The organism is Thalassotalea marina, assembly GCF_014656435.1.
GTDB lineage: Bacteria > Pseudomonadota > Gammaproteobacteria > Enterobacterales > Alteromonadaceae > Thalassotalea_C > Thalassotalea_C marina.
The window spans coordinates 143986-160189 of the sequence record NZ_BNCK01000006.1; the positions used below are offsets into that span (position 1 = coordinate 143986).

At 39.1% G+C, this 16204-nt stretch carries 13 protein-coding genes; 3 read left to right on the plus strand and 10 right to left on the minus strand.

Annotated features, from left to right (window positions below):
- Positions 1 to 2: 2 nt before the first annotated feature.
- Together IE199_RS13935 and IE199_RS13940 are read right to left on the minus strand one after the other, a co-directional pair.
- Positions 3 to 1085: an efflux RND transporter periplasmic adaptor subunit gene (locus tag IE199_RS13935; RefSeq protein ID WP_189771639.1), complete on the minus strand. Its 1083-nt coding sequence runs from the start codon at positions 1083 to 1085 to the stop codon at positions 3 to 5.
- Complete coding sequence (locus IE199_RS13940; RefSeq protein ID WP_229854724.1) at positions 1075 to 1806, minus strand: MipA/OmpV family protein; 732 nt, start codon at positions 1804 to 1806, stop codon at positions 1075 to 1077. Before IE199_RS13940 ends, IE199_RS13935 begins: the two co-directional genes overlap by 11 nt.
- 356 nt (positions 1807 to 2162) lie before the next feature.
- On the opposite strand from IE199_RS13940, the gene IE199_RS13945 reads away from it, so the two are divergent.
- Entirely contained in the window at positions 2163 to 3215 is a 1053-nt protein-coding gene (locus tag IE199_RS13945) for a patatin-like phospholipase family protein (protein ID WP_189771640.1), read from the plus strand.
- Between the two features lie 32 nt (positions 3216 to 3247).
- On the opposite strand, the gene IE199_RS13950 is transcribed toward IE199_RS13945, so the two are convergent.
- From IE199_RS13950 to psrA, 5 genes are all read right to left on the minus strand, one after another.
- Entirely contained in the window at positions 3248 to 3619 is a 372-nt protein-coding gene (locus tag IE199_RS13950) for a VOC family protein (protein WP_229854725.1), read from the minus strand.
- 14 nt (positions 3620 to 3633) lie between these two features.
- The gene (locus tag IE199_RS13955; protein WP_189771650.1) at positions 3634 to 5460 is read right to left on the minus strand and encodes a protein kinase domain-containing protein; all 1827 of its coding nucleotides are present in this window, start codon (positions 5458 to 5460) and stop codon (positions 3634 to 3636) included.
- A 198-nt stretch (positions 5461 to 5658) separates the two neighbouring features.
- Positions 5659 to 7035: an SLC13 family permease gene (locus IE199_RS13960; protein ID WP_189771652.1), complete on the minus strand. Its 1377-nt coding sequence runs from the start codon at positions 7033 to 7035 to the stop codon at positions 5659 to 5661.
- Between the two features lie 13 nt (positions 7036 to 7048).
- Positions 7049 to 8065: a beta-N-acetylhexosaminidase gene (nagZ, locus tag IE199_RS13965; protein WP_189771654.1), complete on the minus strand. Its 1017-nt coding sequence runs from the start codon at positions 8063 to 8065 to the stop codon at positions 7049 to 7051.
- 72 nt (positions 8066 to 8137) lie between these two features.
- Positions 8138 to 8764: a TetR family transcriptional repressor PsrA gene (psrA, locus tag IE199_RS13970; RefSeq protein ID WP_189771656.1), complete on the minus strand. Its 627-nt coding sequence runs from the start codon at positions 8762 to 8764 to the stop codon at positions 8138 to 8140.
- A 687-nt stretch (positions 8765 to 9451) separates the two neighbouring features.
- Between psrA and IE199_RS13975 the strand changes: the two genes are divergently transcribed.
- Positions 9452 to 11266, plus strand: coding sequence for a M2 family metallopeptidase (locus IE199_RS13975; protein WP_189771658.1), 1815 nt, complete (start codon positions 9452 to 9454; stop codon positions 11264 to 11266).
- 85 nt (positions 11267 to 11351) lie between these two features.
- Here the strand turns inward: IE199_RS13975 and IE199_RS13980 are convergent, their stop codons facing one another.
- Entirely contained in the window at positions 11352 to 12869 is a 1518-nt protein-coding gene (locus IE199_RS13980; RefSeq protein WP_189771660.1) for an ATP-binding response regulator, read from the minus strand.
- A 374-nt stretch (positions 12870 to 13243) separates the two neighbouring features.
- On the opposite strand from IE199_RS13980, the gene IE199_RS13985 reads away from it, so the two are divergent.
- Positions 13244 to 13903, plus strand: coding sequence for a PEP-CTERM sorting domain-containing protein (locus IE199_RS13985; protein WP_189771662.1), 660 nt, complete (start codon positions 13244 to 13246; stop codon positions 13901 to 13903).
- A gap of 67 nt (positions 13904 to 13970) precedes the next feature.
- On the opposite strand, the gene IE199_RS13990 is transcribed toward IE199_RS13985, so the two are convergent.
- A complete protein-coding gene (locus IE199_RS13990; RefSeq protein WP_189771670.1) occupies positions 13971 to 14936 on the minus strand; it encodes a sensor domain-containing diguanylate cyclase in 966 nt (321 codons plus the stop codon).
- A gap of 3 nt (positions 14937 to 14939) precedes the next feature.
- Positions 14940 to 16064, minus strand: a complete 1125-nt coding sequence (locus tag IE199_RS13995) for a response regulator (protein WP_189771672.1) — start codon at positions 16062 to 16064, stop codon at positions 14940 to 14942.
- Between the last annotated feature and the right edge of the window lie 140 nt (positions 16065 to 16204).

The following is a 16204-nucleotide window of genomic DNA, read 5'->3' on the forward strand; positions in this document are numbered from 1 at the left end:
CCTTACAAAGAACTCAAATTCATCGGAATATTGATTTCACTATTGAGTAGCAACTTATCAGAGGCCAAAATATTGGCCTTGATCACAGCATTGGTATCGGTTAAATCAATAAGCGTTACAGGAACTTTGGTTAACTCGTTGTCGAGCTTAACAACATATGACTGGCCTGATGGTGTATAGCGAATAGTTCGATAATCCACCTGAAAAGCAGTTGATTTATCAACAGTTAGCGAAAGCACACTTTTTAAACCGACATATTGTTCTTGGGGATTAACCAACTCAAACGTCAGTTTGTGTAAAGCAACACCAACTTGTGTTGGTAGTGCTCTCTCAATGGCAACGACCTCAACACTTTTATCTAATGCAGTGAAATACATTGTCGCTTTTGTACCCAGCGGTACTTTAGTTGCCACTTTTTCAGGCACAAGATAGCTTGCTTTAAGGCGATTAGTCGACTCAAAACGCAGCATGGGCTGACCAGCATCTATAAAGTCACCATCTCGTTTAAAAAGCCTAGCTACAACGCCAGATTCTTTTGCGACAATTTGCAAATTATTTAACTGTGTCTCCAGTTGTTCAACGCGTGCTTGTGCTTGCTTCACTTCTTGTTTGTCTACAGCAAATGTGCGGGTAATTTGTTCAAAAGCTTGTTGAGAAATAACTCCTCTCTTTACAAGTTCTTTGCCCCGCAGTTTATCTTCCTGACTAAAATTAAACTTAGCTTTCGCTTTTTCTCGATTTGCGTATGCCTTAGTTAACTCTTTTGACAAATTCGGTGAATAGAGAGTCGCTAGCACTTGACCAACGTCAACAAATTGCCCTTCAACAACCTTAACCGACTCAATACGACCTGCTTCAAAAAATGACGGTAACGTAGAGCTAAAACCAGTAACCACACTATAAAACTGATAATTATTTGTATGCTCTACAGGTAAAGGCAAACTAGAAGCTAAATTCTCCTTCTCACTATGCTGTTTCTGAGCGTCGATGACAGTAGTGCTTTCATTGTCACAACCACTGCCAGTTATGGCTATCAGACTAACAAAAATGAGCCTGATAAAATTTAGTAAATGACTAAAATGCATAAACATACCCTAGAATCACTTGAAAACTGCCAGATTCATCAATCAGTGGACTGTCTTTAATAGCCGAGCCAAACTGAGTATAGGATGCGTTTGCAACAATCATATGTTTACCGGAATACATCCATTGCGAATTTACGCCAATTTCGACGTTTGTTGCAGAGTCCCCCTGATAAAACGCACGGGTTGAGGAAACTTCGTTTCGCCTTACGCCATAATAATAATCAACTAAATCTTCGCTTAAGTTACTAACAGAAATGTAAGGAGCAATTACCCCATTTTCCATGCGATATGGTTTAGAATAAGATGCAGATAATTCGTAACCTTCATGCTCACTTGTTGCATCAGTTAACAGACTAAATGAAAAGTCGCCTAATCCAGTTTCGTAGCCAAATTCAAAACCGACATCAAAAGCGCCTTTACGTTCTTCCATGCCTTTAAAAATATCACCATCGTCTTCTTCATAACCATCAAATCTGTACTGACCTTTAAATGCCATTTTAAAGTCGCCTGATTCAAACAATTTGTAAGAAATCATTGGCCCCAATAACTGAAAATTTTCCGTTTGAATAAAAAGAGCAGGTACCACATTAGTTTCTGCGCTTACATCAACATAACCTTCATTACTACTAATCGCAGCTAAACCTACGCCCCATTGAGTATCGGCGGCAGCACTTGCTGCAAGTAGGGCACAAACAATTGGTAAATACTTAATTGATTTCATTTTAAATTCCATTAATTCTAAATAATTGAAAAAAGTCACTGTCATTATCTAAAATGCTAGGCTGCTACAATTGATGGATACTACATCACGTAGCAAAAGCTTACTTATGCTCTAATCAAGATTTGATAGCAGCCTTGCTTTAGATAACTGCATCTTAATTGGTGGTTTTTTCCTGAACCTTACATGCGGTAAGGTAAATGAAGAAATTCTGTAAGGTTTGAGAAAGGTTTAGAGTTTCTCATGCCTCTAAAAGACTTTTTTTGCGCTTTAACACTCTAAAATCAACGGTTAAAATATAAAAAACAAACATTTGTTTACTTTGATTTAAGGTAAAAAAATTTTCATTAAGGTTAATCATGCTAGACGTATATGCAGGAAATAAAGCTCGCGCCACCATAGAAGAACAAGGCTTGCAAGCAGATCTATTCACCACCATGTTTGGCGCAAGCGGTGGCCCCAAATGGTTTACCCTTTTTGGTTTAGATAAATACCTTTTTGGCGAGTTTTTTAAAGATAGAACACTACCATTAGATTTAATTGGTTCTTCCGCTGGTGCTTTTCGCTTTGGCGCTTTAAGCCAAGGTGATCCGATTAAGGCGATTACCAACTTAGCCAGCATTTATAGTAATACCGTTTATTCTGATAATGCTGATGCGACAGAAATCACTGAAAAAGCTATAGACCTGATTAATGCCGTATACCCAAAGGCTGGTATTGCTGAATCGGTTAACAATCGTGTTTTTCGACCACATTTTATTGTGGCAAAATGCTCAGGACTTACAGCAAGTCAACATAAACTACCTCAGTTAGCAGGACTCATTGCCAGCTTGGTATTAAATCGAATTAATCGAAGTTTATTAGCCAATCAATATCAACGTTTTATGTTTAAATCGGCACAAAGTGATTTAACTATTGATGCAGCAGATCCTTTTACCACACACTATCACGCGCTAACGAACGAAAACTTTACTCAAGCGCTATTAGCTTCTGGCTCAATTCCTATGGTAATGAATAGTGTTAATCATATTGCAGGTGCACCAACAGGGATTTACCGCGATGGCGGTATTATCGATTACCATTTTGACATCAGTATTGAGCAGCAACAGGGCTTAATTTTATACCCACATTTTAACAATGCACCAAAACCGGGATGGTTTGATAAAAATTTGTCGCGACACTGTTCACATAAAAATTATGACAAGGTGGTAATGCTTGCACCCTCAAGAGAATTTATTGAGCGTTTGCCGTTTAAAAAAATTCCAGATAGAAAAGACTTTACTGATATGGATGCCAGTACTCGCATTAAATACTGGACACAAGTGCTAGCGCAAACAGAGCAACTAGCAGAGTCCTTTGACGATATAGTACAAAGCCAAGCAATTGATAAAATTAAGCCACTACCGTTTTAGTGGCTTACAACAGAGCTCAAAAAATAAAAAACCTAAGCTTTTTGATAAATGGCACAAACCGCACCGGCAGGATCTTTAATCACCGCATACTTGTCATCACCCATTGACTTAATTTCGGTAACCATACTGCCGCCTTTGTCTTGCACGGCTTGTGCTGCTTGTTCAATGTTTTCAACTAAAAAATATGGTAACCAAGCGGGGGGAATATCTATATTACACCCTTTGGCATGACAAATACCGGCAACCGCCTCCCCTTCATCAGTCAACATCGCATAGTCATTGTAATCCCCCATCGAAACTTCAGAGGATTGCCATCCAATCACCTCTTGATAAAACGACTTCACTTGATCTGCATTGCCAACTGATAAATCTAACCACGCCATATGCCCTATTTTGTTTTCCATCATGTTGTCCTTTGTTATCTGACCGCTTTGGGGTTAATCGGATAATACTTTTCTGGCAAACAATTAATATGCTCAAAAAAGCGTGTATCTTTATAGGGGAGTTTCATAAATCCTGAAATTCCAAGCCCTTTGATTGTAGGCAACAACGCCAACAATTGCGCGAGCAATTGTGCAAAAGCATCTTTTTCTTGGTGATTTAACAACATCAAATAGCTGTGAATTTTTAAATGGGTCGGCAGCACCTCAAAAATAATACAGCCAGTGTGGTGAATTTGGTTAAGTTGCGCTAACACTTCCATCATTTCATCTGGCAAATGTAAATATTCATCGGGGTCTTTACCGTCTTCAAAATAAGAATGCAGTTTAGTTTGATCGTCCAACTCAGGCACTGCACTAACGTCAAATGGAATAACTTGCTCAGGCTTAGCTCTGAACTTATGCCTAGCCGATTCTCGCTCAACATGTAGAGTATTTCTGGCGTTAAATAAACAACTTTTAAATACACCAATTCGGTATATGCCTTGAGCTAAACTCACCATGTTATTAACCGCACTTTGAAATGAGGCTTTCAGTGAAGGATCAAACAAGGTGAGGTTGGAGTCGATATACACACCTTCTTTTTGCCAGCGTACTGCAAGGCCACCAACCACAGGGAAATTACCTAAACGACTTACCGCAGCGACAAACGCTTTTTCAGTATCCCCCATGCCCATTAAATAGTTTTTATAATACTTTTCAAGTTGTGCATCGTTAATATCTGACAAGCTCCCTTCAACTACTTCTTCCCTTAAAAAGGATTTTCGAGAGCCATACACTACGGTATCAATTTCTTGGCCTTTGGCTTTACACCAAACAGGAATCAGCGGTGATACTTGGGGCCAAGTTAATTCGCGAGCTAGCACGGTATTTTTTAACTGATACAAGTGCTTAAAAAAATAATCACCCGCTTTATCTCTAGTAGCCTTATCATCGCTCAACATACCTTCAATCACCTTTGCCAATAATTTAGGCAAGCCTAATGACAAAGGTGAGATCACTTTATGGCCATATCGACATGACTGCCCTGACGCTAGCGCATATAAGGTAGCTGCCATGCCTTGTTCATCAAAGCGCGGAGATGACATCTCACCACTAATTTGCTCTGGGCCAATAAAATAAACGTCACCTAACCTAGCATTTGAATTTTGTAAGTCACTGCTCATCAAATCCATAATGTTATTGGCTGTTGTTTGGCCATGAATATCTAATTGAGCATAAACTGCTGAGCCCCAATCAATGAGATAGAGTTTGTTTTCCGCTTCATCATAAACAAGGTTAGAGGGCTTAATATCACCGTGAACATACGGCTTACCTTTGTTGTGTTTGGCAACATTTCGCAAATACAGCAATATATCAGCCAGTTGCAAAGCAATATTAACGATAAGTTCTGGCGCTAGCGGTCCTTTTTGATGTGATAGTTTTTCTAAATCAATACCCGGTGCACGTTGCATTCGAACAATAGATTGACGTTTTATTTTGTAATATTCATAAATTTTAGGAATACGCTGGTGAGCTAATTCTCGCTGGATTTCAGCTTCATCAGCCAAGCGATCTTGCACGTGCTGGGGCAGATTAATGCGAGAAAACTTAAAAACATGAGACTCATTATTTTCATCTTCACCAGCAAAAACGAAGCCGTAAGCTCCTTTCCCCAACAGCGATATATTTTTATAACCTAATAAAGCGAGTTGTTGTTTACACAGTTCAACCCAAGTTTTTAATTTCGTTGCGTCTTTGTGGCTCAACAAATAAATAGACTGTTCTTCAGCAATGTAAAAGTGTTGTAGTTTTTTATTTGCCATTACAGATACGCCAAATCGTTATTCATATCAGATATATTAAAATTTACATTTATTACTTAAAACTTTCATTTTGTCATTAAAGCGTCACAAAGCATATTTACTATTAGCTTACTTAATGACGACGGCTCGCTGTTAATTGAGTACTCTCTAGATGACATTTTGCGAAGTTCCCTGCCTCAACACTGTTGAGGCTTTTTTTTATTTCAATAACAGTAAATAACACAATAAACCAACGATACAAGAAACCACAAAGCTCAATACCGCCCCTTCCTTGACCATACGCTGAATGGTTACCTTTCCTGTTGCATAAGCAATGGCATTAGGCGCAGTTGCCACCGGCAACATAAAGGCACAGCTTGCTACCATAGCCGCAGGTATCATAAAGACACTTGGCTCTAAACCAGCCGAAATGGCGGCAGCAGCCAATATTGGCATTAACAGTGTTGCTGTTGCTGTATTACTGGTGATCTCGGTAAGGTAGGTTACTGTTAAACAAATCGTTAGAATCATCAAAAGTGCAGGTAAATTAGCTAACGAAGTTAACCACTGACCCAATAATTCACTTAACCCTGATGCACCAAATGCTTTAGCAATCGCAATACCACCAGCAAACAACAGTAGCATGCCCCACGGAATGTCAACCGCACTTTGCCAGTCAAGTAACTTGTCACCTTTACCATTTGGAATAAGGAACATCAACACTACAGCAAAAAGTGCCACTGTACTGTCCCCTGCCATTGGTACATTAAACCAGTCACTCCAGCCACCAAAAGGTTGAGTTCGAGTGATCCATGCAACAGCTGCAAAACCAAACACATATAAGGTACGTTTTTCTTCTTCGCGCCATTGGCCTAATTGTGGAAGAACAATTTCATTTTCAAGTTTCACGTTACGCGTCAACCAAAGTGCTACTATCGGTATTACCACTAATACCACTGGCACGCCCAGCTTCATCCACTCATAAAAACCAAACTCGCTGCCGGTATACTCTTCGTAAATAGCCATAAAAATAGCATTTGGTGGTGTTCCAATGGGAGTGCCTATACCACCTACACTTGCCGCATAAGCAATACCTAAAATCAGCGCCGTCGTTAACCTAGGGTTATCTGTATGACTTAATATCGCAATCGCAATTGGCAACATAATGAGAGTCGTTGCGGTATTAGAAATCCACATACTTAAGACTGCTGACGCAAGCATAAAGCCCATCACTAAACGCTTGGCGCTAGAAGTGCCCGCTAGCCGCACCATATATAGAGCTAAGCGCTGATGGGTGTTACTTTTTTCTATTGCTTTAGACAACATGAATGCGCCCATCAGCAACAAGATCACATGACTGCCAAGCGCAGACGCTACCGCTTTATCGTCTAAAATGCCAAACAGCGGGAACAGAGCAAAAGGCACTATTGATGTGGCAGGTATAGGTAAGGCTTCTGTCACCCACCAAATGATGGTTAATAAGGTAATTGCTGCGGTTATAGCAGGTTTATCTTCTAAGCCTATAAATGACAATAAAAAGTAAGATAAAACTGCTATACAAGGTGCCAATATTATTATTTTTGTTTTGGATACCATGGGGGTCCTTAGACTATTTTTGAATTTTAATATTTTTGTCCGATAATTCTTGCCACAATGTAAGGCCTTTCATTTGAGACCAAGTCAACGGCTTTTTCATCAACATATTGGCAATACGATGGCTACTGTCACCTGTTAGCTCAATATTGGCATTATCAATCACATTTATTAACGCATCTCGATTATTGCACACCAACAACATGTCACAACCAGCTTCTTGAGCAGCTTCTGCGCGCTCAATATAACCACCAATAGACGAGGCAGCTTCCATAGATAAGTCATCACTAAAAATTGTGCCATTAAAGCCCAATTGTTTGCGCAGTATGTCTTGTAACCAAATTCGTGAAAAGCCAACAGATTTATTGTCTACTGCTGGATAGATAACATGAGCAGGCATAATAGCGTCGAGTTTATTGGCACTGATTAGTTGTTTAAACGGAATAATATCTTTGTTGGTAATTTCTTCAAATGAACGACCATCCACAGGTAAGTCAACATGCGAATCTGCTTGAACACTTCCATGGCCAGGAAAATGTTTACCCGTCGCTTTCATATCAACATGTGCCATCCCCTCAATAAAGGCTGTGGCTAAGGTGATAATGATTTCAGGCTCATCACCAAATGCACGTAATCCGATAACTTCGCTAATATCGTTGATATCTAACACAGGAGCAAAACTAATATCTATACCAATGGCTCTTACTTCTAACGCCATCAAAGCGCCAGCATTCCATGCATATTGCTTTGCGAGTTTAACATCATTATTTGCCAACGATGTAAGCGCTCCCATCGCTGGGATTTGTGAAAAGCCTTCGCGAAAACGTTGAACGCGACCACCTTCATGATCGACAGCAATCAATAGCGGCTGTTTAGCATTTGCTCTGATATCACTAATGAGTTGTTGAATTTGAGGAATAGAGTCGAAATTTCTGGAGAATAAAATCAACCCACCAACAAGTGGGTGTTGAACAAGCTCTTTATCTTGTTCAGTTAATGACGTGCCTAGCACGTCCATCATAATTGGGCCCATAAACACTTATATTTGGCAAACTTTTCGCTACTCTACCGAATAATGTGCTATTAAAAAAGTGCTAACTTGCGGCTAATCGGCCAAAGGCGCACCAACACCAGCTGAAACAAAAGGGATAAGTTTGCGGATCACATCACCAATATCGAGCTGCTGAGAAAAGTCATTTTGCGCGATATCCATCAAAGCGTCGCTTGAAGACATAGTGAAAACCACAGTCCCCATGGTGAAGTGTAATCGCCAGAAAATATCTTCAGGCGTTAATTCAGGGTAAGCACGTTGCACCGCACCAACAAAGTTAGTAATAACTCCTGGATATTGTGTGGTTAAAAACCAACGCAAAAAACCTTGGCTATCAGTATAACCTCGACCTAACAGTTGCAAAAAGTTACTAGTGCCGTTTTCTCGAAAAACGTTTAAAGATAATAATGGGTCAATAAAAGCAGAAAACACTTCAACTAACGTTGGGCTTTTTTCCTGTTGGCACACCACAGACAAGGAAGCTTCTAATTTTGGTGCTAGCTCGTTCATATAACGAGACATAACGGCCTTAATTAGTTCTTTTTTTGAACCATAATGATAGTTTACTGCAGCTAAATTAACATCTGCCAGACTGGTGATTTCTCTTAGCGATGTCCCATTAAAGCCCTTGTCAGCAAATAAGGTTTCTGCGGCATCGAGAATTTTAGTTTTTGTGCTCATGATACAACCTGTCAGGCTCAAATTTATTATCTGATGAACAGTTTAAACAAGCGTTTAAAATAACGCAACAAGCTGAAAGATATCGCTGATTACATTTGATTACCAAATAACAAACAAAAGCAATGTAATATCTAAAACGTAATAAACGCTTTTAAAGTAATGCTTTAGAGTGACTTTGTTGTTACGCCTTTGAGATTAGTTAATACCATTTAATTAATTAGGGGTCGTTATGCTTACACGTTTGTTGATGGTAATTTTTGACAAATCTCACTAAGTGTTCTGGTTTATGAATCACTTCATCCCCCTTAACACTCTGTTTTATTTAATAAAGTTATCGCCACATGGCTTCAGTTAAACGGCAAATCAACAGCCCCCATCAAACTAATGATTATGTCGATTGGTATTAACCCAGCTCAGCCCCCCTTTGGCTGAGCTTTTTTTCTTTAATTTTTAACAAGTTAAATTTTTTTGCAGATAATTGCAGATCAAGGGAAAAATTTAGGTTATTATTTGACCACTCTTAAGGATGAATTTTCAATAGTGGGAATGTATTGAAAAAGAGAGTGTTCTATGTTTCATGAATTTTTTCGCCCGGCTAAATGCCGGGCTTTTTTATTGCCGCTATAAATATTTCAATTCATCTTTTATACTAAGGCCTGTTTAACAACACATTTACATAGGCCTGCTATGAAACTGACAATAAAAAAAACAGCTATTGCTTTGTGCGTAATGGCTTCACTATCTGCCTGCCAAAACACTGAAAAATCAGAAAAAAAGCTAACGGCAAATGACGCTCAAGTATTCCTAAATCAAGTTGAAAAAGAAATGGTTCAACTGGGCATTGAAGGGGCTCGTGCCGCATGGATTAATTCAAACTTCATTACTGAAGATACCAATGCCCTAGCAGCTGCTGCTGATCAAAAATCAACAGAAGCTGGTGTAAGATTCGCTATGGAAGCAGCAAAGTTTGACGATGTAGATGTTACAGCTGATCAACGCAGAAAACTTAACATCTTAAAACAAAGTTTAGTGATGCCAGCACCGCAAGATTCAGAAAAGTCAGCTAAACTAGCGCAAATAGGCTCTGAGCTTAACAGCATGTATGGTCGAGGCACATACACTACAAAAGATGGTGAGAAATTAAGCTTAGGTCAAATGTCTGCCACGATGGCGACGTCTCGTGACTATGATGAGCTATTAGAAATGTGGCAAGGATGGCGCACGGTTAGCCCAGACATGAAACCATTATTCATCGAACAATCGAGTTTAGCCAACGAAGGGGCTCGTGGTTTAGGTTACAAAGACCTAGGCGCTATGTGGCGTTCAAACTATGATATGCCAGCTGATGATTTTGCTAAAGAGCTTGATCGATTATGGGGCCAAGTTAAGCCACTTTATGAAGACTTACACTGTTATGTTAAAGACAAGCTTGCAGATAAATATGGTGAAGATAAAGTACCCGCTGATCAACCAATTCCTGCACATTTACTTGGTAATATGTGGGCACAAACTTGGGGCAACATATACGATTTAGTTGCACCTGAAGATGCTGATCCTGGTTACAATGTGACAGAGCAACTAGCAAAACATAACTACGACGAAATCAAAATGGTAAGAGGTGCGGAGCACTTCTTTACATCACTTGGTTTTGAACCATTACCTCAAACATTTTGGGAAAGATCATTATTTGTTAAACCACAAGACCGTGATGTTGTATGCCACGCATCCGCTTGGAATTTAGACGCAAAAGATGATATTCGCATCAAAATGTGTATCCAAAAAACAGGCGAAGAGTTTAACGTTATTCATCATGAGTTAGGTCATAACTTCTACCAGCGTGCTTATAAAAACCAACCAGTGTTTTATCAAGGAAGTGCTAACGATGGATTCCATGAAGCCATTGGTGACACGATTGCCTTATCAGTAACACCTAAATACCTTAAAGAAATTGGTTTGATTGATAGTATTCCAGATGAATCGAAAGATATCGGCTTACTGATGAAAATGGCATTGGATAAAATTGCCTTCATTCCATTTGGCTTGTTAGTTGATCAATGGCGCTGGAAAGTTTATTCAGGTGAAATTACACCTGAAAACTATAACACGGCATGGTGGGAACTTCGTGAGAAATACCAAGGTGTAGCTGCGCCGGTTGAACGCCCTGCAGACGCTTTTGATCCAGGTGCAAAATATCACGTGCCTGGTGGTGTTCCTTACTCTCGCTATTTCTTAGCTCATATTCAACAATTTGAATTCCACAGAGCATTGTGTGAAATTTCAGGTAATAAGGAAGCGATTCACCGCTGTTCAATCTACAACAGCAAAGAAGCAGGTCAAGCGCTAAATACTGTGTTAGAAATGGGTCAAAGCAAACCATGGCAAGAAGCGTATAAAGTATTAACGGGTAGCGAGCAAATGGATGCGACAGCTATTTTAGATTACTTTGCACCACTTCATAAATGGTTAAAAGAGAAAAACCAAGGTAAACAATGTGGCTTTTAGTCTTTATTGAATGAACTTGTTAAAAAGGCGCCTTTTTTGGCGCCTTTTTATCGAGTTGACGTTACAGACAAAAACACTAAAACGGTTAAAAGCCACCGATAACTAAGTTGGCCTTTTTCAGTAGGTGGTCAATTGTATAAGGTTTTTTTACGATAAAATTTTGTAGCCCTTTCATTTTGTCGTTTTCCGCATACCCAGTAATTAACACCGTGGGAATTTCTCCTTTAAAACGCTCCAAAATATTGTGGCCTTGTATTTCTCCCGGCATTATTTCATCAGTGATGATCAGGTCAATTTTATCTTTATTCCGTTCTATAAAGCTCACAGCTTCTGCTGCTACTGAAAACTTAGTTACACGATGATGCTTTAGTTCAAGTAAAGCAGCTGTGGTTTCTAACAACTCGGTTTCATCATCAATTAACACAATATGTAAAACACTGGCAGTTTCATTAGTAGGTGTTTCTATCGTCTCGGCTTGCTGCTTTGATGTCTCATTGTTATAGGGGATCCAAAGACTAAATACCGTTCCTTTTCCCTGTGTTGACCTAACTGAAAGGCCAAACTGCTGACTGGCTAGATAACCGTAGACTATCGCTAATCCTAAGCCACTGCCTTGTTCTTTTTTGTTAAACGACTTAAACGGCAAAAATATGTCATCGATCAACTCAGGTGCTATCCCAATACCATCATCAACAACTTCTATCAGCAAGTAACGACTTGCACCAGAGGGCTGTAAAACAAAATATTCATCTTTGTTTAATGCAGAAACTTCACTTACATTAATGTTAACCGTTCCATGTTTATCAATTGCATGTGTTGCATTGAGCAACAGGTTTAACAAGGTATCTTCAAAGTCATGTTTACTTAAAGTTAATGAGGGGCAGTCTTGTACGTTCCAATTTACTTCGATATTACTCGGAATAACTTCTTCTGTGAGCTGTTGCATATCAGCAATAATTTCACTAAATGGTGCCAGTGTATTTGCACCTTGGTATCCTTTCGAAAACTTAAGTAACTTATTGGTGAGGTTTCTAGCACGCTCGATTGACTTGGCAATACTTAACACAGGTTTTTCAATATCAGGATTGACGTTCCTCAATGAGATCAGCTCATTATTTCCAGCAATAACACCTAAAATATTATTAAAGTCATGTGCTACTCCCGCAGACAAAGAGTTGATTAACTCATTTCTTTTTAATTGAGCTAGCGTTGTTTCTTGCTTCTTCTTTACCGTTACGTCTCTTGTAACCGCTACCATCTCTATTACTTCGTCTGGTTTTTCGGGATTGTAATACGGTACTGCCGTTTGATGCATTGAACGTCTAGTGCCATCAAAAGACACTATTTCAAATTCTTGATCGATAGTCTCGCCATTAAATACCTTATCAACACCGCGCTTAAATGATTCCCTGTGCTCAGGCACAATGAGATCAAGCAGAGACTTACCTTTTACATCTAACAAGCAATTGGCACCAATAAGCGACAACCCTGTGGCATTCATGTCAACTAGACAGTAATTTTTATCGACACTTTTTATACATTCCGAAATAGAGCTTACTATCGCTTTGAATTTGGCATTTTCCTCTTCTATGCGATTTACCATACTACCCCATGAAATTGACAGATAAGATTTCTAACCCTAAGTGTAGTCACCTAGACCAGTCAGGCAAATCATTCTCTAAGTTTACAATTCAGCAAAATAAAAAAATATGGTCAGTAAACTAACTTCAAGTTTAGCCAAAGTTAATGTTTAAATTACAAAAATAAACAACTATATACTGCTACTGCACATATAAATTTAGATTTGATTTAAAAATTTCTCATTTAAATCATGGTTAATAAACAGTCAGTTTTTTTTACAGTTAACTTACTCATTCAAAAAATATAAAAATAAAAGCACATAAGTTCAAACACATAGAAACATAGGCATGTAGTTTGCTGAGAAACTTTATTAATACAACAAAAAAGGATTTAGCAATGAAAAAGTTATTTGTTTTGGGGGCAGCTTTATTGTTTGCCAGTTCAGCTAATGCAGGGCTTATTGAGCATATTAGTAATGGCGATTTTGAAACTGGCGACTTCTCTGGCTGGAATGTTGTAGATACTGGTAGTGGGGCTTGGACTATTAACGATGGTTCGTTTGTCCCTAACGGTTTTACTTCATTATCACCGATAGATGGAAGCTTTGACGCAGCTACAACCCAATCAGGCCCGGGCTTTCACAACCTTTATCAAGATATTTTTCTCGGGTCATTTCTTACAGCTACATTGAGTTGGCAAGATAGAGTTAGAAGCGACGTGCCATTGTCTGACCCAAACCAAGAGTGGCGAGTGCTGATTGAGGATGTCAACGGTAGCCTTATATCAGAAGTTTTTTCAACGGCCCCTGGCGATAGCTCTTCTCAAGTGGGCCCTAATTCGCGCTCTTTTGATCTAACCACCATTCTATCACCATACGCTAATCAAACTGTTAGGATCAGCTTTGAACAAGAAGATGATTCAGGCTTTTTTAGTGCAGTATTAGACAACGTAAGTTTTACAACTGAAGTTGTTTCTGTTCCTGAACCTACAGGCATTGCTTTGCTTGGTTTAGGTTTAGCAGGTTTAGGTTTTAGTCGCAGAGCAAACAAAAAGTAGATTAATATTAAATTAGTCAAAAAAGGGCATTAAATGCCCTTTTTTAGTGAATACGTTAGACCAATAACTATCCTTGCTTAGGATGACAAGAAATTTTGTTACGTCCTGTTTGTTTTGAACGGTACAACGCAGCATCAGCACATTCAATCCAAGCTTCATAATTTTTAATGCTTGGATCTACTTCCGCAATCCCCATACTCACTTGATACTTAATTTCAATGTCATTGTGCGTGACTACTGATTTTTCAACTTCTTGGCGTAACCTTTCAGCAAATATTTGTGCGTTGTCTAGATCAGTATCAGCCAACAATATAGCAAACTCCTCACCGCCATAGCGGCCAGAAACATCCGTTTCACGCACATGCTGGCGAATCAAGCGAGAAATGTCTCGAATAACGTCGTCGCCAGCCATGTGGCCGTAGCTATCATTGACCTTTTTAAAATGATCTATATCGATCATGACCAAGCTGCTGGCATGATTACTGCGCGACCATCGTTTGTATTCTGCCTGCATGCAGCGTTCCCAATGTTCTCGGTTAAATAAACGAGTTAAACCATCGGTTTGACTTAATAGAGCTAATTCTTGATTGGCTCTTTCTAAATCCAACTTGTGCACTGCATTATCCGTGACATCATAAACAATCAAACAAAGATGAGTGACCTCTCCTGTAGACGACATCAAAGGAATAAAAGTGGTATTTTGGTACATGTAATCTGCTGTACCTGTGATCGGACGATAGTTTTGAAAACGAAACAAATAGGGTCGTTGTTCCCAAATGGTAAACGCCTTGTTTTTCAGAGCAAAAACCGATTCTGACTTTCGAATAAACCACTCTTTCGGAATTTCCTCAAACAAATCAAAAATCAGCTCATTTTTCACTTCTCGTGGTAACAAACCGCTATGATTTTCCATAAAGCCATTCCAAATCTGGATTTTGTACTGACGGTCTAATACCACTAAACCTACATCTATGGTGTGGAGCATTTCCATCAACCAGTGTAATTCATTTAGTTGTTCTCTTTCTAACGACATAATTTAATCCAGAAGATAAGCTATTTTGTTGTTTAAGGTTTGCATTGAAGCTTCGGTAAATAGCAATAACAAATCACATTTAATAGGATAATTTTCAATGTTATAGCTAATTTCGATAGCTAATGTACGACGCCACTTTGTCGAATTGGTCGCAATTAACTCTGATATTTTTCGATGCTGACCCAACACTACAGGATGCCCCTGACTAAACGGCATATCTAGTTGTTCAGACACCCCTTTTAAACAGGCCCCAATCAAAACATTAGCTAGATCCATTAACAGTTCTAATTCAGTAGACTCATCAACTTCATATTGATAGTTCATTAATGAAGCGACATCTTTAAAGCTTGAATCATTTAATATCAATAATGCTTCGCCGGAAATACCTGCGCCAATAAAGCCCTGACAAACTCCAGAAGTACTTTCATGAGCTTCAACCGCAGACAACGCCATGGAAAGCTCGCTCACCTCAATCAGGTTAACATTAGGAATAGGTAGCAAGACAAAAACGTCTAACAATCTCGCCAGTAAGTCCCCTGCTTGCCCCATTGCAACGTTGGCGATTTCTTGATAACAGTCGCGTAAATCGGGATCGAGTGCTTCAAGCTGTGGCGCTTGGTCTTCTTGTTCAATGACTGGCTCAGCCTTAGTAACGGGTGCCATACTAACAGGGGTTTCAACAACCGGCATGGGCTGAACACTAGGTTTAACCTCTTCAGTTGCCGCTTTAGCAATTTGTTCTATTACCGAGGATTGCTCGCCCGAAAAAATGCCATAAGCTTTTAAAATATCTGACAATTTACTTTTGTTGATTGGCTTTTTGATGAAATCAAGCGCTCCCATACTGGTAACACGTTGATGAGCTTCAGGTTGCACATCACCTGAAATAACAATCACCATAGTAGGTAAATCTTGCTTAACTATTGCGTCGAGTACTTCATAGCCATCCATTTCTGGCATGTTTAAATCGAGAAGCAGGACATCCCCTTTTCCTTGTTTTATTAACTCGATTGCTTCAAGCCCATTGGTCGCGAAACTAATATCAACATCCCAACCATCTGGTAGCGACTTAGCCACCTGCTTACGTGCCATATTAGAATCATCACAAATTAATAGGGGTGTGGACATAGATTAACTCGTCTTATTTGTGGTGGAAAAACTGTGCGCTATTTGCTCAGTAAAATTGAGCATTATCATTTAAGCATAATACAAGTTAACAATAGATAAAATATAAAAAAAACACTATTTATTGGCTATTTTTCTTTGCC